This is a genomic window from Klebsiella sp. C239, from assembly GCF_048822715.1.
Taxonomy (GTDB): Bacteria; Pseudomonadota; Gammaproteobacteria; order Enterobacterales; family Enterobacteriaceae; genus Klebsiella; species Klebsiella quasipneumoniae.
In genome coordinates, this window is the sequence record NZ_JBMEZK010000005.1 from 22979 (window position 1) to 40907 (window position 17929).

At 58.4% G+C, this 17929-nt stretch carries 20 protein-coding genes; 15 read left to right on the top strand and 5 right to left on the bottom strand.

Annotated features, from left to right (window positions below):
• Positions 1–1086 carry a phage late control D family protein gene (locus ACOI6Z_RS14630; protein WP_416380886.1) on the top strand — a complete coding sequence of 362 codons (1086 nt, stop codon included), beginning with the start codon at positions 1–3 and terminating at the stop codon, positions 1084–1086.
• 87 nt (positions 1087–1173) lie between these two features.
• A complete protein-coding gene (locus ACOI6Z_RS14635; protein ID WP_004223962.1) occupies positions 1174–1392 on the top strand; it encodes an ogr/Delta-like zinc finger family protein in 219 nt (72 codons plus the stop codon).
• Between the two features lie 221 nt (positions 1393–1613).
• Here the strand turns inward: ACOI6Z_RS14635 and ACOI6Z_RS14640 are convergent, their stop codons facing one another.
• Positions 1614–3299, bottom strand: coding sequence for an aspartate:alanine antiporter (locus ACOI6Z_RS14640; protein WP_004179131.1), 1686 nt, complete (start codon positions 3297–3299; stop codon positions 1614–1616).
• A gap of 267 nt (positions 3300–3566) precedes the next feature.
• Between ACOI6Z_RS14640 and ybjM the strand changes: the two genes are divergently transcribed.
• Positions 3567–3950, top strand: coding sequence for an inner membrane protein YbjM (gene ybjM / locus ACOI6Z_RS14645; RefSeq protein ID WP_002896351.1), 384 nt, complete (start codon positions 3567–3569; stop codon positions 3948–3950).
• 6 nt (positions 3951–3956) lie between these two features.
• Here the strand turns inward: ybjM and ACOI6Z_RS14650 are convergent, their stop codons facing one another.
• On the bottom strand, positions 3957–4220 hold the full coding sequence (locus ACOI6Z_RS14650) for a GrxA family glutaredoxin (RefSeq protein ID WP_002896352.1): 264 nt from the start codon (positions 4218–4220) through the stop codon (positions 3957–3959).
• Between the two features lie 202 nt (positions 4221–4422).
• On the opposite strand from ACOI6Z_RS14650, the gene ACOI6Z_RS14655 reads away from it, so the two are divergent.
• The 12 genes from ACOI6Z_RS14655 (at position 4423) to ACOI6Z_RS14710 (ending at position 15542) form a co-directional block, all read left to right on the top strand.
• A complete protein-coding gene (locus ACOI6Z_RS14655; protein WP_004201326.1) occupies positions 4423–4710 on the top strand; it encodes a YbjC family protein in 288 nt (95 codons plus the stop codon).
• Positions 4694–5416, top strand: coding sequence for a nitroreductase NfsA (nfsA, locus tag ACOI6Z_RS14660; protein WP_032455244.1), 723 nt, complete (start codon positions 4694–4696; stop codon positions 5414–5416). Before ACOI6Z_RS14655 ends, nfsA begins: the two co-directional genes overlap by 17 nt.
• A 114-nt stretch (positions 5417–5530) precedes the next feature.
• Entirely contained in the window at positions 5531–6433 is a 903-nt protein-coding gene (gene rimK, locus ACOI6Z_RS14665; RefSeq protein WP_023288981.1) for a 30S ribosomal protein S6--L-glutamate ligase, read from the top strand.
• Positions 6434–6521: 88 nt separating this feature from the next.
• A complete protein-coding gene (locus ACOI6Z_RS14670) occupies positions 6522–7001 on the top strand; it encodes a YbjN domain-containing protein (RefSeq protein WP_064158119.1) in 480 nt (159 codons plus the stop codon).
• Positions 7002–7349: 348 nt separating this feature from the next.
• The gene (gene potF / locus ACOI6Z_RS14675) at positions 7350–8462 is read left to right on the top strand and encodes a spermidine/putrescine ABC transporter substrate-binding protein PotF (protein ID WP_023288982.1); all 1113 of its coding nucleotides are present in this window, start codon (positions 7350–7352) and stop codon (positions 8460–8462) included.
• A gap of 161 nt (positions 8463–8623) precedes the next feature.
• Positions 8624–9757, top strand: coding sequence for a putrescine ABC transporter ATP-binding subunit PotG (gene potG / locus ACOI6Z_RS14680; protein ID WP_044521950.1), 1134 nt, complete (start codon positions 8624–8626; stop codon positions 9755–9757).
• A 10-nt stretch (positions 9758–9767) separates the two neighbouring features.
• Complete coding sequence (potH, locus tag ACOI6Z_RS14685; RefSeq protein ID WP_004201331.1) at positions 9768–10721, top strand: putrescine ABC transporter permease PotH; 954 nt, start codon at positions 9768–9770, stop codon at positions 10719–10721.
• Positions 10718–11563: a putrescine ABC transporter permease PotI gene (gene potI, locus ACOI6Z_RS14690; RefSeq protein ID WP_023288984.1), complete on the top strand. Its 846-nt coding sequence runs from the start codon at positions 10718–10720 to the stop codon at positions 11561–11563. The genes potH and potI overlap by 4 nt, the downstream gene beginning before the upstream one ends.
• A gap of 57 nt (positions 11564–11620) precedes the next feature.
• Complete coding sequence (locus ACOI6Z_RS14695) at positions 11621–12109, top strand: YbjO family protein (protein ID WP_023288985.1); 489 nt, start codon at positions 11621–11623, stop codon at positions 12107–12109.
• Between the two features lie 41 nt (positions 12110–12150).
• Entirely contained in the window at positions 12151–13278 is a 1128-nt protein-coding gene (gene rlmC / locus ACOI6Z_RS14700; RefSeq protein ID WP_032455246.1) for a 23S rRNA (uracil(747)-C(5))-methyltransferase RlmC, read from the top strand.
• A 78-nt stretch (positions 13279–13356) separates the two neighbouring features.
• Positions 13357–14073: a response regulator transcription factor gene (locus ACOI6Z_RS14705; protein ID WP_023288987.1), complete on the top strand. Its 717-nt coding sequence runs from the start codon at positions 13357–13359 to the stop codon at positions 14071–14073.
• Entirely contained in the window at positions 14070–15542 is a 1473-nt protein-coding gene (locus ACOI6Z_RS14710; protein ID WP_048334568.1) for a sensor histidine kinase, read from the top strand. Before ACOI6Z_RS14705 ends, ACOI6Z_RS14710 begins: the two co-directional genes overlap by 4 nt.
• Before the next feature lie 84 nt (positions 15543–15626).
• Here the strand turns inward: ACOI6Z_RS14710 and artJ are convergent, their stop codons facing one another.
• The 3 genes from artJ to artQ all read right to left on the bottom strand — a co-directional run bounded on the left by artJ (position 15627) and on the right by artQ (position 17926).
• Complete coding sequence (gene artJ, locus ACOI6Z_RS14715) at positions 15627–16358, bottom strand: arginine ABC transporter substrate-binding protein ArtJ (protein WP_004201336.1); 732 nt, start codon at positions 16356–16358, stop codon at positions 15627–15629.
• Between the two features lie 183 nt (positions 16359–16541).
• Complete coding sequence (gene artM, locus ACOI6Z_RS14720; protein ID WP_004201338.1) at positions 16542–17210, bottom strand: arginine ABC transporter permease ArtM; 669 nt, start codon at positions 17208–17210, stop codon at positions 16542–16544.
• Positions 17210–17926: an arginine ABC transporter permease ArtQ gene (gene artQ / locus ACOI6Z_RS14725; protein ID WP_023288989.1), complete on the bottom strand. Its 717-nt coding sequence runs from the start codon at positions 17924–17926 to the stop codon at positions 17210–17212. Before artQ ends, artM begins: the two co-directional genes overlap by 1 nt.
• Positions 17927–17929 lie beyond the last annotated feature (3 nt).

Here is a 17929-nt window from a genome sequence, read left to right on the forward strand (position 1 = left end):
ATGACTGATTTACTCAACCTCAGCAAGACCCCGGCCTTTCGCATCGTGATAGAGGGTAAGGATGCCACGCAGACGCTGGATAAGCGCCTGCTGGGTATGACGCTGACCGACAACCGCGGATTTGAAGCTGACCAGCTCGATCTGGAGTTGGACGACACGGACGGGCTGGTAATTATGCCGCGTCGTGGCGTGGTGATTTCTCTGGCGTTGGGATGGAAAGGTGAGCCGTTGTATTCAAAAGGAAAGTTTACCGTTGATGAGATCGAACATAGCGGCAGCCCGGACCGACTGACAATCCGTGCCCGCAGCGCTGATTTCAGGGAGACGCTGAATGTCAGGCGTGAAAAGTCATGGCACAAAACGACGGTGGGCGAGGTGGTTAAGGAGATTGCCACGCGGCACAGTCTGAAGGTTGCCATCGGCAAAGATGTTGCTGCGCAGGCACTGGACCACCTTGATCAGACCAACGAAAGCGATGCGAGTTTTTTGATGAAGCTGGCGCGGCAGTACGGTGCGATTGCCTCGGTGAAGGATAGTAATCTGCTGTTTATCCGGCAGGGGCAGGGAAAAACGGCAAGTGGTAAAGCGCTGCCGGTCATCACTATTTCCCGTAAGGACGGTGACAGCCACCGGTTCAGCCTGGCGGACAGGGGAGCGTATACCGGGGTTATAGCTCACTGGCTGCATACGCGGGAACCGGAAAAGAAAGAAACGGCTAAGGTGAAGCGCCGCCGGAAGACGACAAAACCCAAAGAGCCGGAAGCAAAGCAGGGGGATTACCTGATCGGGACGGATGAAAATGTGCTGGTTCTGAACCGGACCTATGCGAACCGAAGTAATGCAGAGCGGGCTGCAAAAATGAACTGGGAGCGGCTGCAGCGTGGTGTGGCGTCATTTTCCCTGCAACTGGCAGAAGGCCGCGCGGATCTCTATACGGAAATGCCCGTGAAGGTCACTGGCTTTAAACAACCCATTGATGACGCCAGCTGGACCATCACCACGTTAACGCACACCGTCAACCCGGATAGCGGATTTACAACCAGTATCGAGCTGGAAGTGAAAATTGATGATTTAGTAATGGACTGAGGTTTTCAAAAGAGAACTAAAAGTTCACAAAGTGAAATAATGTTGTATCATTATTGCGATTTCAGCAAAAATGGCGGGAACGTAAAAATGATGATTTGCCCATTATGTGGAAGTGCAGCCCATACTCGCAGCAGTTTCCAGGTCTCTTCAATGACCAAAGAACGTTACAACCAGTGCCAGAATATCAACTGCAGCCATACGTTCGTAACGCATGAGACTTTTGTTCGCTCAATTTCTACACCTAAAGAGGCCCATCCTGTGCAGCCTCACCCCACAAATTCAGGCCAGGCTGCGCTGGCTCTTTGAGGCTGTCGCCACTTTGTCGCCATGACTTAAAAAGAGAGTTTGTAACTCAATGATTTTAAAGGCTGTAAAATTCAGGCAACAAAAAACCCATCAACCTTGAACCGAAGTGGCGGGGTTGATGGGCTCCACAAAATGGGGACATCAAAGAAAAGCAGTGGCATTACTTATGACTGATGCCCTGAGAAAAAGTTCTGCCTGTGGCGGCTTTTTTCGCAAAAAATTTATTGTAGCCCTGGCCAGATGATCACGATGAGCGTCCCGGCGAGGGTGAGCAGCACGTTGGCGATGGCGTAGGTGCCCGCATAGCCGAGCGCCGGGATGTTGCTGCGCGCGGTATCGCTGATGATCTCCATCGCCGGGGCGCAGGTGCGGGCCCCCATCATGGCGCCGAACAGCATCGCCCGGTTCATGCGCAGCACGTAGGCGCCGAACAGGAAGCAGATTACCACCGGCACCAGGCTGACGATAAGCCCGGCCGCCAGCATCTGGCCGCCGACGGCGCCCAGCCCGTTATTGATCCCGGCCCCGGCGCTGAGCCCGACCCCGGCCATAAACACCATCAGACCAAACTCTTTCACCATGTTCAGCGCCCCCTGCGGGATATAGCCAAAGGTTGGGTGGTTGGCGCGCAGGAAGCCAAGCATGATGCCGGCGAACAGCAGGCCGGCGGCGTTGCCGATGCCGAAGCTGAAGGAGCTGAACTGGAAGGTGATCATGCCGATCATCAGGCCGACGATAAAGAAGGCGCAGAAGGCGAGGAGATCGGTCACCTGGCTGTGAATGGAGATAAAGCCGATGCGGTCGGCTACGGTCTTCACGCGGCGGGCGTCGCCGCTGACCTGCAGCACGTCGCCTTTGTTCAGCACCACGTTGTCGTCGATAGGCATCTCGATCTGGCTGCGAATGACCCGGTTCAGGAAGCAGCCGTGATCGGTAAGCTTGAGCTGCGCCAGGCGGCGGCCGACGGCGTTGTGGTTTTTGACCACAATCTCTTCGGTGACGATGCGCATGTCGAGCAGGTCGCGGTCGAAAACCTCTTTACCGTTGCGGAAGCTCGGGTCGAGGCGGGCGTGCGCGTCCGGGTAGCCCACCAGCGCAATATCGTCGCCCATCTGCAGCACCGCGTCGCCGTCCGGGTTGGCCAGAATGCCGTTGCGGCGGATGCGTTCGATATAGCAGCCGGTCTGGCGATAAATGCCCAGCTCGCGCAGATTTTTGCCATCCGCCCATGCCACCAGCTCCGGGCCGACGCGATAGGCGCGGATCACCGGCAGGTAGACTTTACGTTTGGAATCGGTATCGAGGCCGCGCTCGCGGGCGATTTGCTGGGCGCTGGTCTGCAGATCCTGATGCTGCAGCTTGGGCATATAGCGGGCGCCGACGATCAGGCTCACCAGACCAACCAGGTAGGTCAGGGCATAGCCGAGGCTCAGGTGGTCAAGCGACTGCGCCAGCTGATCGCTGGGCAGGCCGAAATGGCGCAGGGTGTCCCCCGCGCCCACCAGCACCGGGGTGGAGGTCATCGCCCCCGCCAGCATACCGGCGGTGAGCCCGATATCCCAGCCGAACACTTTACCCAGCACCATGGCGATCAGCATCGCGCTGCCGACCATCACCAGGGCCAGCATCAGATAGTTTTTCCCGTCGCGGAAAAAAATCGAAAAAAAGTTAGGACCGGCTTCCACGCCGACGCAAAAAATAAACAACATAAAGCCGAGATTAAGGGCATCGGTGTTAATCGCGAAATGCTGCTGACCTAATAATAGAGAAACGACTAAAACGCCAATGGAATTACCAAGTTGTACTGAGCCGAGACGCAGTTTTCCCAGGCATAGTCCTAATGCAAGTACAACGAATAATAACAGGATGTAATTCCCGTTTAACAAATCTGCGACGTTTATATTCACGAAAGCCAACTTCTCGTTTACTAGTAAGTTGTTGAAGGAAATGGTTATTTGGTCTAAGGTTGCTCAGGCGTTCGCGTTGTCGCGAACCTATTCTGGCACCCTGTTATAACCAGCAAAAATATACCCGCTAGTTTAATCCTTCCTGGATGCGGCGGCTAGTGACAATCGTTTTTAGGCTGGTAGGGGAGTTATTGGCATGGATTGCCGAAATGCTTTATCTGACTGGGCGACGTGGACGTGAGTTAGAGGCAACATCAGGAGGATACGGTGAAATCTGAGCGTAGTTGGGCCGGCATTATCTGTGGCTTCGTTCTGTTCATTGTGGTGTGCTTATCGTTGTTGTTACATATGAAAGGGGCCTTTCGCGCCAGCGGCAACCCGGAGCTGGGCCTGCTCTTCTTTTTGCTGCCAGGGGCGGCGGCGAGCTGTCTCTCTCCCGGACGGCGGGTGCTGCGTCCTTTGCTCGGCGCGATACTGGCGGCGCCGGTCTGTATGGTGACGATGCGGCTGTTTTTCGTCACGCACCGGACGTTCTGGCAGGAGATGGCGTGGGTACTGAGCGCGGTGTTCTGGTGTGCGCTCGGGGCGTTGTGCTTTTTGTTTATCTGCGCCTGGCTTGATACCTGGCGCAGTCATTCATCGAGTAAATAAATTTACTCAGGCAAACAGGCCAAGGTTCTCTTTCGCCCAGGCTTCGAAATCGGTGCAACCGCCGATGTGTTTCTGGTCGACGAAAATCTGCGGTACGGTTTCAACCGGTTTGCCGACGGTTTTTTCCAGATCAGCTTTGCTGATGCCTTCGGCGTGAATATCCACGTAACGGTAGTTAAAGTCATCACGCTCGTTGGTCAGTTTTTCTGCCAGCTCTTTGGCGCGAACGCAGTAAGGGCAGCCTGGACGACCAAAAATAACGGTAAACATTGCTTCTCTCCTTAAACCTCAGCCGGATGGCGAATGGCGCTTATGATGCCTGCATTGGCCGGTGAGGGAAAGAAGGTTCTGCCTTTTGCTTCGATGGTTTACGGCTATGTTTGATAAATGTCGTACTATCAAAACCCGTATACTGACCCGGCGGCGCGGTGGCATTGGCTGGCGCGCCGCGTTTATCAACCGGAGAGGCGTGATGCGAAAATTTGCCCCGTTGCCAAAAAGCATACTGCTGGTTGAGATCCTCGGGATGGGGCTGTTAACCCTCGCCTGGCTCTCGCTTAACCAGTATGTCCAGCTGCCTGCGCCCATTGCCAGCCCGACCGCGGCGCTGGTGATGCTCTTTGCCGGGATCGTGCTGATGATCCCCGCCGCCATCGTCGTGATGTGGCGGATGGCGCAGATCGTGGCCCCGCAGTTAACCCACTCTCCTGAGCCTGAATCCTTGTCTGACAGAGAAAAACGAAATGACGCCGACCATTGAGCTGCTGCGCAGCCACCGTTCTATCCGCCACTTCACCGATGCGCCCGTGAGCGACGAACAGCGCGCGGCGATTATCGCCAGCGCGCAAGCGGCATCTACCTCGAGTTTTTTACAGTGCACCTCCATCATCCGTATTACCGACCCGGCCCTGCGTGAACGTCTGGTCCCGCTGACCGGCGGCCAGCAGCACGTCGCCCAGGCGGCGGAGTTTTGGGTCTTCTGCGCCGACTTTAACCGCCACCTGCAGATCTGCCCGCAGGCGGAGCTGGGGCTGGCGGAACAGCTGCTGATCGGCGTTGTCGATACGGCGCTGCTGGCGCAAAACGCGCTGACCGCCGCCGAGTCCCTCGGGCTGGGTGGCGTCTATATCGGCGGGTTGCGCAACAGCATCGAGGCGGTGACCGAGCTGCTGGAGCTGCCGCAGCACGTCCTGCCGCTGTTCGGTCTTTGCCTTGGCTGGCCGGCGGATAACCCGGACATCAAGCCGCGGATGCCGGCCGCCATGCTGGTGCATGAGAACCGCTATCAGCCGCTGGATAACGCGCTGCTGGCTGAGTATGACGAACAGCTGGCGCACTATTATCTGTCGCGCGGCAGCAACGCCCGCCGCGATACCTGGAGCGATCATATCCGTCGCACTATCGTGAAAGAGAGTCGTCCGTTTATTCTCGACTATCTGCATAAGCAGGGGTGGGCAACGCGCTGATTACGTGTACACTGCTGCTCCGGCCAGGCGGTATCCGCCGCTGGCGGCAGGAAAGGTGGATGTGTGTTCGATAGCTGAGGCCCGCCAGTGCGGGTCTTTTTGCAGAGGTGCAGGATGAAAATTGCCATATTATCCCGGGATGGAACGCTTTATTCATGTCGACGCCTGCGCGAAGCGGCGCAACAGCGCGGGCATCAGGTCGAGATCCTCGATCCGCTTTCCTGTTATATGAACGTCAGCCCGGTAGCCTCTTCGATCCACTATAAAGGGCGCCAGCTGCCGCACTTTGATGCGGTGATCCCGCGCATTGGCTCGGCGATCACCTACTATGGCACCGCGGCCCTGCGTCAGTTTGAGCTCCTGGGAAGCTATCCGCTGAACGAATCGGTCGCCATCACCCGCGCTCGCGATAAGCTGCGCTCGCTGCAGCTGCTGGCGCGCCAGGGCATCGATCTGCCGCTGACCGGCATCGCTCACTCCCCCGATGACACCAGCGATCTGATCGCCATGGTCGGCGGCGCGCCGCTGGTGGTGAAGCTGGTGGAGGGTACCCAGGGGATCGGCGTGGTGCTGGCGGAGACCCGCCAGGCGGCGGAGAGCGTGATCGACGCCTTTCGCGGGCTGAACGCCCACATCCTGGTGCAGGAGTATATTGCCGAGGCGAAAGGCTGCGATATTCGCTGCCTGGTAGTTGGCAATGAGGTGGTGGCGGCGATCGAACGGCGGGCGAAAGAGGGCGATTTTCGCTCTAACCTGCACCGTGGCGGCATGGCTACGGTGGCGCAGATTAGCGATGAGGAGCGCGCCATTGCCATCAAGGCGACGCAAACGCTGGGCCTGGACGTCGCCGGTGTCGATATTTTACGCGCCACCCGCGGGCCGCTGGTGATGGAGGTGAATGCCTCGCCCGGACTGGAAGGCGTGGAAACCACCTCCGGCGTGGACATCGCCAGCAGGATGATCGCCTGGATCGAGCGCCAGGCGACACCGGAATTCTGTTTGAAAATAGGCGGCTAACCGCCGGATGCAAGACTGTCATGGTATGCGGCGCTTTTTTTGCGTAAGCTATGGCGTCGTTTTTCCACTGTAAGAGGTCACAGGCACTATGGATTCACTGGTCGTTCCAGGTCTGGATACGCTACGTCGCTGGCTGGATGAGATCGGCATCAGCTTTTTTGAGTGCGATTCCTGTCAGGCATTGCACCTGCCGCATATGCAGAATTTCGACGGTATTTTTGATGCCAAAATTGACCTGGTGGATAACGTGGTGCTCTTTTCCGCCCTGGCGGAGGTGAAGCCGTCTGCTTTACTGGCGCTGTCGGCGGATCTCTCGGCCATCAACGCCAGTTCGTTAACCGTGAAGGCGTTTATCGACATTCAGGACGATAATTTGCCCAAGCTGGTGGTCTGCCAGTCGCTGTCTATCGGCCCCGGGGTGACGATGGAGCAGTTCGCCTGGTTCTTCCGCCAAAGTGAGGAGCAGATCTCGATGGTGATCCTCGAAGCCGGCGCCAATCAGCTGCTGTACAAAGGCGAAGAAGAAGAGCCGGTCGCAGAAAACGTGCAATACCATTTTCTTCACTAAACCTGCCTAAAATTAGCGCAGCCACTACCGCAGCGGCTGCGTATTACCCGCTTTTATTCTGCATTTAACCTTTCTTTAAAGCATTATTCACCGCCATTCAGGCCGTTTTGGCTTATCACGTAGACCGTTATTGCATAAAAATTTGATAAAAGGCGTTTTTTTACCTGGGCTATAGCCTCTTATTCTGGCTACAGTTATTCTGGCGATGCTTCCAGTTGCGAGCAACCACTCCGGGAGAGATCCGCTCTCCTTTTCTCAGGCAATGAAAAAATATGCATGATTTTTGCATGCGTAGAAATGCGTATATTTGAGCCCGTAAGTTAACGGGCGTTGAGAAGGAAAAGAGATATGACCGCCTTTGGTAAAAAATGGTTAACAGGTCTGGTTACGGGTGCGCTGATGGCCGTCTCTGCCGGTTCGCTCGCCGCCGAACAAAAAACCCTGCATGTCTATAACTGGTCTGATTATATTGCGCCGGACACCGTGGCCAATTTCGAAAAAGAGACCGGGATTAAAGTCGTGTATGACGTTTTTGATTCCAATGAAGTGCTGGAAGGTAAATTAATGGCCGGCAGCACCGGTTTCGATCTGGTGGTGCCATCGGCCAGCTTCCTTGAGCGCCAGCTGGCGGCGGGCGTGTTCCAGCCGCTGGATAAGAGCAAGCTGCCGAACTGGAAGAATCTCGACCCCGAAGTGCTGAAGCTGGTCGCCAAGCATGACCCGGAGAATAAATACGCCATGCCTTACCTGTGGGCGACGACGGGCATTGGCTACAACGTTGATAAAGTGAAAGCCGTCCTCGGCAAAGATGCGCCGGTGGACAGCTGGGATCTGGTGCTGAAGCCGGAGAACCTAGAAAAACTGAAAAGCTGCGGCGTCTCCTTCCTCGACGCGCCGGAAGAGATTTTCGCCACCGTGCTGAACTACCTTGGCAAGGATCCGAACAGCAGCAAAGCGAATGATTACACCGGTCCGGCCACCGATCTGCTGCTGAAGCTGCGGCCGAACATCCGCTACTTCCACTCTTCGCAATATATTAACGACCTCGCCAATGGCGACATCTGCGTGGCGATCGGCTGGGCTGGGGACGTCTGGCAGGCGGCGAACCGCGCGAAAGAGGCGAAGAACGGCGTCAACGTCTCCTACTTTATTCCGAAGGAAGGCGCCCTGGCGTTCTTTGACGTCTTTGCGATGCCGGCCGACGCTAAGAATAAAGATGAGGCCTATCAGTTCCTTAACTATCTAATGCGCCCGGATGTGATCGCCAAAATCAGCGACCAAGTGTTCTACGCCAACGGCAACAAGGCCTCTACGCCGCTGGTCAGCGAGACTATCCGTAACAACCCGGCGATTTATCCGCCAGCGGATGTGTTCGCCAAACTGTTCACGCTGAAGGTGCAGGATCCGAAGATCGACCGCGTGCGCACCCGCGCGTGGACCAAAGTGAAGAGCGGTAAATAAACTCTGACGGCCCGGTAAGCGGGCCGTATCAGAACGGCACTCGCCGGGAAATGGCAGCGCGCCCGGCGAGCAGAAGCACCAGGATGGTGCACCTGCACTGTTAAGCACGAAGTATGGCACCGGACCATATGGTGATCGTTTTTTTGCCGGAGAGCACCCGATTGAACGACGTAATGCCCCGCCCACAGGCGAAAGCCCCCAAAGCGCTGACCCCGCTGCTGGAAATCCGTAACTTAACCAAGTCGTTTGATGGCCAGCACGCTGTCGACGATGTCAGTCTCACTATTTATAAAGGCGAAATTTTTGCTCTGCTGGGCGCATCAGGCTGCGGGAAATCGACCCTGCTGCGCATGCTGGCGGGCTTTGAGCAACCGACCGCCGGACAGATTATGCTCGACGGCGTGGATCTGGCGCGCGTACCGCCCTATCAGCGGCCTATCAATATGATGTTCCAGTCCTACGCCCTGTTCCCCCATATGACCGTTGAGCAGAATATCGCTTTCGGTCTGAAGCAGGATCGTCTGCCTAAGGCGGAAATCACCGCCCGGGTGCAGGAGATGCTGGCTCTGGTGCACATGCAGGAGTTCGCTAAACGTAAGCCGCACCAGCTCTCTGGCGGTCAACGCCAGCGCGTCGCGTTGGCGCGCAGCCTGGCGAAACGACCAAAGCTGCTGCTGCTCGACGAGCCGATGGGGGCGCTGGATAAAAAGCTGCGCGATCGCATGCAGCTGGAGGTGGTGGATATTCTTGAGCGCGTTGGCGTGACCTGCGTGATGGTGACTCACGATCAGGAAGAGGCCATGACCATGGCGGGCCGTATCGCCATCATGAACCGCGGCAAGTTTGTGCAGATTGGCGAACCGGAAGAGATTTACGAGCACCCGACCACCCGCTACAGCGCCGAGTTCATCGGCTCGGTGAACGTCTTTGAAGGGCTGGTGAAAGAGCGTTTGGAAGATGGCCTGGTGCTGCGCTCGCCGGGACTGGTGCATCCGCTGAAGGTCGACCCCGACGCCTCGGTGGTGGACAACGTGCCGGTGTGGGTGGCGCTGCGTCCGGAGAAGATCATGCTGTGCGATGAGCCGCCGGCGGATGGCTACAATTTTGCCGTCGGCGAGGTGATTCATATCGCCTATCTGGGGGATCTCTCCATCTACCATGTGCGCCTGCAAAGCGGGCAGATGATCAGCGCCCAGCTGCAGAATGAGCACCGCCATCGGAAAGGGACGCCCACCTGGGGTGACGAGGTGCGTTTATGCTGGGATGCGGACAGCTGCGTTGTACTGACGGTGTAAGGAGAGGGCGATGAGTACCGTTGAATCCCCGTCAGGGGCGAAAAAACCGGGCGGCTTCGCGCTGTGGGCGGCGCGTCTGCAGATGGCGCATGGCCGCAAGCTGGTGATCGCGCTGCCCTATCTGTGGCTGATCCTGTTGTTTATGCTGCCGTTCCTGATCGTGTTCAAGATAAGTCTTGCCGAGATGGCGCGGGCGATCCCTCCCTACACCGATCTGATGGAGTGGGCGGATGGTCAGCTGACGCTGACCCTTAACTTTGCCAACTTCCTGCAGCTGACCGACGATCCGCTCTATTTTGAGGCTTATCTGCAGTCGCTGCAGGTGGCGGGCATCTCGACGCTCTGCTGCCTGCTGCTGGGCTATCCGCTGGCCTGGGCGGTGGCGCACAGCAAGCCGTCGACGCGCAATATTCTGCTGTTGCTGGTGATCCTCCCGTCGTGGACGTCGTTTTTGATCCGCGTCTATGCCTGGATGGGACTGCTGAAAAGCAACGGGGTGTTGAATAACTTCCTGCTGTGGCTAGGGGTTATCGATCAGCCGCTGGAGATCCTGCACACCAACCTGGCGGTATATATCGGTATCGTCTATGCCTATCTGCCGTTTATGGTGCTGCCTATCTACACCGCGCTGACCCGCATCGACTATTCGCTGGTGGAGGCCTCGCTGGATCTCGGCGCCCGGCCGCTGAAGACCTTCTTTCAGGTGATTGTTCCGCTCACCAAAGGGGGGATTATCGCTGGCTCCATGCTGGTGTTTATCCCGGCGGTGGGGGAGTTCGTGATCCCGGAGCTGCTGGGCGGGCCGGACAGCATTATGATTGGCCGCGTGCTGTGGCAGGAGTTCTTTAACAACCGTGACTGGCCGGTGGCTTCGGCGGTAGCGATTGTCATGCTGCTGCTGCTGATCGTGCCGATCATGTGGTTCCATAAGCACCAGCAAAAACAGATGGGAGAGCAGGGATGAACGACTTGCCGGTAGTACGCTCGCCGTGGCGCATTCTGATCCTCGTGCTCGGGTTCACCTTCCTCTATGCCCCGATGCTGATGCTGGTGATCTACTCCTTCAATAGCTCAAAGCTGGTGACGGTCTGGGCCGGGTGGTCAACGCGCTGGTATAGCGAGCTGTTCCACGATGACGCGATGATGAGCGCGGTGGGGCTCAGCCTGACTATCGCCGCCTGCGCGGCGACGGCGGCGGCGATCCTTGGCACCATCGCCGCGGTGGTGATGGTGCGCTTTGGACGTTTTCGCGGCTCCAACGGCTTCGCGTTTATGATCACCGCGCCGCTGGTCATGCCGGACGTGATCACCGGGCTCTCGCTGCTGCTGCTGTTCGTGGCGCTGGGACATGCCATCGGCTGGCCGTCGGATCGCGGGATGCTGACCATCTGGCTGGCGCACGTCACCTTCTGTACCGCCTACGTGGCGGTGGTGATCTCCTCGCGCCTGCGTGAGCTGGACCACTCGATCGAAGAGGCGGCGATGGATCTGGGCGCCGCGCCGCTGAAGGTCTTCTTCGTCATCACGCTGCCGATGATTATGCCAGCGGTGATCTCCGGCTGGCTGCTGGCCTTCACGCTGTCGCTGGATGACCTGGTGATCGCCAGCTTTGTCTCCGGTCCCGGGGCCACGACCTTGCCGATGCTGGTCTTCTCCAGCGTGCGCATGGGGGTCAACCCGGAGATTAACGCCCTGGCGACGCTCATCCTCGGCGTGGTCGGCGTTGTTGGTTTTATCGCCTGGTATTTGATGGCCCGCGCAGAAAAGCAGCGAGTGCGCGATATCCAGCGTGCAAGACAAGGCTGAACCACCTAAAATCGGTACAGCAGCCTCCGGTCGGCGCCACTCTGTGGCGCCGTTTTCATGGAAGACATTACGTTGGGATTGTTTACGAAAACTCGCTCATCGCATGCCCGCCTTAACGTCCCTGCGCTGGTGCAGGTGGCGGCCTTTGCGATTATTTTGATTCGCGGTCTGGATCTGCTGATGATCCTCAATTTGTTGGGCCTGCAGGGGCTGAACGAATTCATACACCGTAGCGTCCAGACCTGGAACCTGACGCTGGTCTTCCTCGGCAGCCTGGCGCTGGTGTTTATCGAAATCTGGTGCGCCTTCTCGCTGGTGAAAGGGCGCAACTGGGCGCGCTGGGTCTATCTGCTGACGCAGATGATAGCCGCCGGCTACCTGTGGGCGGCGTCGCTGGGCTACGGGTATCCGGAGCTGTTCAGTATTCCCGGCGAATCCAAACGGGAGATCTTCCACTCGCTGGTGATGCAAAAACTGCCGGATCTGCTGGTCCTGACGCTGCTGTTTGTGCCAGCGACCTGCCGTCGGTTTTTCCGCCTGCAATAACGGTGATACAATCCCCGCCCCTGGAATTTTGAAGGTCAATTATGCATTGCGCACTCTACGACGCCGGCCGCTGCCGTTCCTGTCAATGGCTGGAACGGTCGGTTCCGCAACAGCTCGCCGATAAAATGGCCGACCTGCGCACGCTGCTGGCGGCAATCCCCGTCGCCGACTGGGGCGAGCCGGTCAGCGGGCCGGAGGCGGCTTTCCGTAACAAGGCCAAAATGGTGGTCAGCGGCAGCGTTGAGCGTCCGCTACTGGGGATGCTGCACCGCGATGGCACCCCGGTGGACCTCACCGACTGCCCGCTCTATCCCGCCGAGTTTGCGCCGGTGTTTGCCGGCCTGAAGCCCTTTATCGCCCGCGCCGGGTTAACTCCCTACAACGTCGCGCGCAAGCGCGGGGAGCTGAAATATCTGCTGCTGACCGCCAGCCAGCAGGGGGAGATGATGCTGCGCTTCGTGCTGCGCTCAGAGGCCAAGGTGGCCCAGCTGCGCGCCGCGCTGCCCTGGCTGCAGGCACAGCTCCCGCAGCTCAAGGTGATCACGGCGAATATCCAGCCGGTGCATATGGCAATCATGGAAGGCGAACAGGAGATCTTCTTCACCGAACAGCAGGCGCTGGGCGAGGTCTTTAATGAGGTGCCGCTGTGGATCCGTCCGCAAAGCTTCTTTCAGACTAACCCGACGGTAGCCAGCCGGCTGTACGCCACCGCCCGCGACTGGGTGCGCGCGCTGCCGGTCCAGCATATGTGGGATCTGTTTTGCGGCGTCGGCGGTTTTGGCCTGCACTGCGCGACGCCGGCGATGCGCCTGACCGGGATAGAGATAGCCCCGGAAGCGATCGCCTGCGCCAGGCAGTCTGCCGCGCAGCTGGGGCTCGGCAATCTGCATTTTCAGGCGCTGGACTCCACGCGGTTCGCCACGCATGAAGCGGATATCCCGCAGCTGGTGCTGGTCAACCCGCCGCGACGCGGCATTGGCCCTGAACTGTGCGACTATTTAAGCCGCATGGCGCCGCCCTACATTATCTATTCCAGCTGTAACGCCCGCACCATGGCGACCGACATTGCCCGTCTTAGCGGCTATCGCGTCGAGCGGGTCCAGCTGTTTGATATGTTCCCTCATACCGCCCACTACGAAGTGCTGACCCTGCTGGTCCGCGAAGTTTAAACAAAATGTGAAGGCTTTGCGCCGCCGAAATCGGGTAAGCTTGACGCAGCATGTTTTGTTATTGGTGGGGGGAATCTAATGGCCAAAACCATTCTGCTGGTGGAAGATGATGAGGATATAGCCACGCTGCTGCGGCTCAATCTGCAGGATGAGGGCTATCAGATTGTGCATGAGGCCGATGGCGGCCAGGCCCTCGCCCGACTGGAAACGCGGGTCTGGGATGCGGTGATCCTCGATTTGATGCTGCCCGGCGTCGACGGCCTGGAGATCTGCCGGCGCATCCGCCAGATGACCCGCTATCTGCCGGTGATCATCATCAGCGCTCGCACCAGCGAAATGCACCGTGTGCTGGGCCTGGAGATGGGCGCCGACGACTATCTGGCGAAACCCTTTTCGTTACTGGAACTTATCGCCCGCGTTAAAGCGCTGTTTCGTCGCCAGGAGGCGATGGGGCAGAACCTGCTGATGGACGCCGGGCGCCTGTCCTGCCATGGTCTGAGCATCGATCCGTTGTCCCGCGAAGTGAGGCTGCGCGGCGAGATGGTGGACCTCACCCCGCGCGAATTCGAGCTGCTGTATTACTTTGCCCGCCATCCCGGGGAGGTGTTTTCCCGGCTGGCGCTGCTGGAGCAGGTCTGGGGATATCAGCATGAGGGCTATGAGCACACGGTCAATACTCATATCAACCGCCTGCGCAGCAAAATCGAACGTGACCCGGCCGAGCCGGACATCATTCTGACCGTCTGGGGAAAAGGCTATAAGTTCGCCCCGGTGACCCAGGAGGCCGCCCCGTGATCCGCCGCCTGAGCCTCAGCCAGCGGCTGGCGCTGGTGGTGGTCTCCCTGCTGATGCTGTGCGCGGCGGCGGTGTGCGCCGTTCAGTTACACAGCAGCGCGCAGTATGGCAACGCCATGGTGCAGCGCCTCTCCGCCGGGCTGGCTCAGCAAATTGTGGCCCGCGAACCGCTGCTGGACGCCCATGGCGAGGTCAACCGGCAAACCCTGAAGTCGCTGTTTGACCGCCTGATGACCTTTAATCCCAGCGTGGAGCTCTATCTGCTGTCGCCGGATGGCGACCTGCTGGCCGATGCGGCGCCGCCGGGCCATATCCAGCGCCAGCGGATCGACATGGCGCCGGTACAGGTTTTTCTCACCGGCAGTACGTCGCCGGTGTATGGCGACGATCCCCGCAGCCTCGACGGGCGAAAAGTCTTCAGCGCCGCCCCGCTGCGCGTCGACGGCCAGCTGCGCGGCTACCTGTATATCATTTTGCAGGGGGAGACCTTTAATCAGCTGGCGGCCGACGCCTGGCAAAAAACGCTGTGGAGCATTGTTCTGTGGACCCTGCTACTGGTGGCCCTGTTTGGTCTGCTGGCGGGAGGCCTGGCATGGTTCTGGGTTACCCGGCCTGTCCGCCAGCTCACCGCCCAGGTGGCGGCGAACGATCGGGACAGCATCAGCGCCATCAAAACCCTGGCGGCCCGCACGCCGGAGCCACAGCCCGGTAACGAGGTAGCGGTTCTTGAGAACCGCTTTATTGACCTTGCCCGGCAGATAGCCGGTCAGTGGGATCGGCTGGCCGACAGCGACCGCCAGCGCCGCGAATTTGTGGCCAATATTTCCCACGATTTGCGCACACCGCTGACTTCGCTGCTGGGGTATCTGGAAACGCTGACCCTGAAGGACGAAAGGCTGACCGCCGAGGAGCGCAGGCAGTATCTCACCATCGCCCTGCGCCAGGGCAACAAGGTGCGCCATCTTTCACAGCAGCTGTTTGAGCTGGCGCGACTGGAGCACGGGAGCATTAAGCCGCAGCGCGAGCGTTTCGCGATGGCGGAGCTGATTTCCGACGTGGCGCAGAAGTTTGAACTCACCGCCCGCACGCGCGAGGTGAACCTGCAAATTGATGTGCCGGGGCCGTTGCCGCTGATCAACGCCGATGTGTCGATGATTGAGAGGGTGGTGACCAACCTGCTCGATAACGCGATGCGGCATACTCCCGTCGGCGGGGAGATCCGTCTGGCGGTCTGGCAGGAGAATCAACAGCTCCAGGTTGAAGTGGCAGACAACGGAACGGGCGTCGATGCCGCGCTGCGCGATGATCTGTTCCAGCGGCCGTCGGCGTTGTCTACCCAGGCGTCGCGGGAGGATCGCGGTGGGTTAGGACTGCTGATTGTGAAACGGATGCTGGAGCTGCACGGGGGCGGGATCCGGCTGGTGGAGTCGGTAAGCGGGGCGCGGTTCAGGTTCTTCGTGCCACTTTGAGAAATTGCCGGGTGGCGGCTACGCCTTACCCGGCTACGGGGACGGAGCAGGCCGGGTAAGCGCAGCGCCCCCCCGGCAAAAAAGTTACTCCGGGAACCACTGGTTGCTGATTTTCTGGTAGGTACCGTCGGCTTTAATCGCCTTCAGCGCGGCGTTCAGTTTCTCCAGCAGCGCCTTGTTATCCGGGCGCACGGCAATCCCAAGGCCGGTGCCAAAGTATTGCGGATCGGTTACTTTCGGCGTGGCTGCCCCCAGCTGCGGGTTGGTTTTCAGCCACTCGTTGACCACCGCCGTGTCGCCGAACACGCCGTCGATACGGCCATTTTTCAGGTCGATAATCGCGTTCTGGTAGCTGTCATAGGCGACGGTCTTCACCTCAGGATGTTTATCCTGCAGATATTTCTGGTGGGTGGTGCCGTTTTCCATGCCGATCCGTTTGCCTTTCAAATCATCGAACGAGTGGAACGCGTCTTTTTTGGCGATCACCAGCGCGGAGTTGGCGTAGTACGGGTCGGTGAAGGCCACCTGCTTGCTGCGTTCCGGCGTAATATCCATTCCGGAAATCACCGCGTCATACTTCTTAAACTTCAGCGCCGGGATCAGGCTGTCAAACGCGTGGTTGGTAAAGGTGCATTCTGCCTGCATTTGTTTGCACAGCGCATGGGCCAGATCGATATCAAAGCCGACAATCTGGTTATTCGCGTCCATCGATTCAAACGGCGGATAGGTCGCGGACACGCCGAAGCTGATTTTCTCCGCGGCGGCGGCGCCGAAGGTGAACGTGGTGAGCAGTGCAGCCAGAACTAACTTTTTCATCGTGGAACTCCCGTCTGTCAATCTTATGATTATTCGCCGTGTCTGCGGCATAGGGTGACAATGCCATTAAATGAATTTGTATTCAATAAAAATGATTAACTATTTTATTTGATATAAAAAAAGACGGACAGGTATTAGACTTGTCCGTCTTGTTGTTCGCTTATTATGCAAATACGCCAGGCGCTAGTTACGCCGTTCGAAAGCTAGCGCTTTGCGCTCCACCAGGCGCATCAACAGGGTCAGCAACCCGTTGACGATGAGATAAATAATCCCGGCGGCGCCGAACACCATCACGTCGTAGGTCCGTCCGTACAGCAGCTGGCCGTGACCCATCACTTCCATCAGGGTGATGGTGTAGGCCAGAGAGGTACTTTTGAACACCAGCACCACTTCGTTGGAGTAGGACGACAGCGCGCGTTTAAAGGCGTACGGCAGCAGGATCGCCAGGGTATCCTTTTTACTCATCCCCAGCGCGCTGCACGACTGCCATTGCCCGTCGGGGATCGCCCGGATGGCGCCGTAAAACAGCTGGGTGGTATAGGCGGCGCTGTTAAGCGACAGGGCGATCAGGGCGCACAGCCACGGCTCGGAGATAAGATGCCACAGCCATGGATATTCCTGCAGCGAAGGAAACTGCCCGGGGCCATAGTAGATCAGGAAGATCTGCACCAGCAGCGGCGTACCGGTAAACAGGGTGATGTAGCCGCGCACTATCCACACCAGCCCCGGCGTCTTCAGCGTCAGGATAATGGTAAAGATCAGCGACAGGATCAGCGCCACGATAATCGACGCCACGGTCAGCGTCAGGCTGGTATGCAGGCCTTTCAGCAGTTCGGGTAAGTAGTCGAGCATCAGCCTGGTCTCCGTTCGAAGCGCGTCGCACGCTGGTCAATCCGCTTAAGAATGTATTGACTCAACAGGGTGATGACGAGATAGATTGCTGCGGCAATGATATACCAGTTAAAGGGCTCCTGAGTGCGGGTGGCGATGCTTTTGGTCTGCAGCATCAGATCGTTGACGCTGATCAGGCTCACCAGCGCGGTGTCCTTCAGCAGCACCAGCCACTGGTTGCCGAGACCGGGCAGGGCATGGCGCCACATCTGCGGCATCACCAGGCGGAAGAAAATGGCCGCTTTCGACAGCCCCAGCGCCTGGCCGGACTCCCACTGACCCTGCGGAACGGCTTTCAGCGCGCCGCGCAGCGTTTGCGAGGCGTAGGCGGCATACAGCAGCGACAGGGCGATCGCCCCGCAGAGGAACGGACTGACGTCAAAGTTCTCAATCTGCATCTGCACCGGGATCTGCGTGAACCCGAGCGGGATGGTGAAACCGTCAGAGAGCGTCAGCAGCAGCTGGGACGAGCCGAAATAGATAAACAGCACCACCAGAATTTCCGGTAGGCCGCGCAGAATGGTCACAATGCCGGTTGCAAGCCAGGCTACCGGGCGCCATTTCACTGACTCCAGTACCGCGAAGAGCATCGCCAGGACGAGGCCGATGGCGAGCGCGCAAACGGCAAGGCCGACGGTCATCCCGGCGGCGCTTGCTAATGGAAAAATTTCGTTCATTCA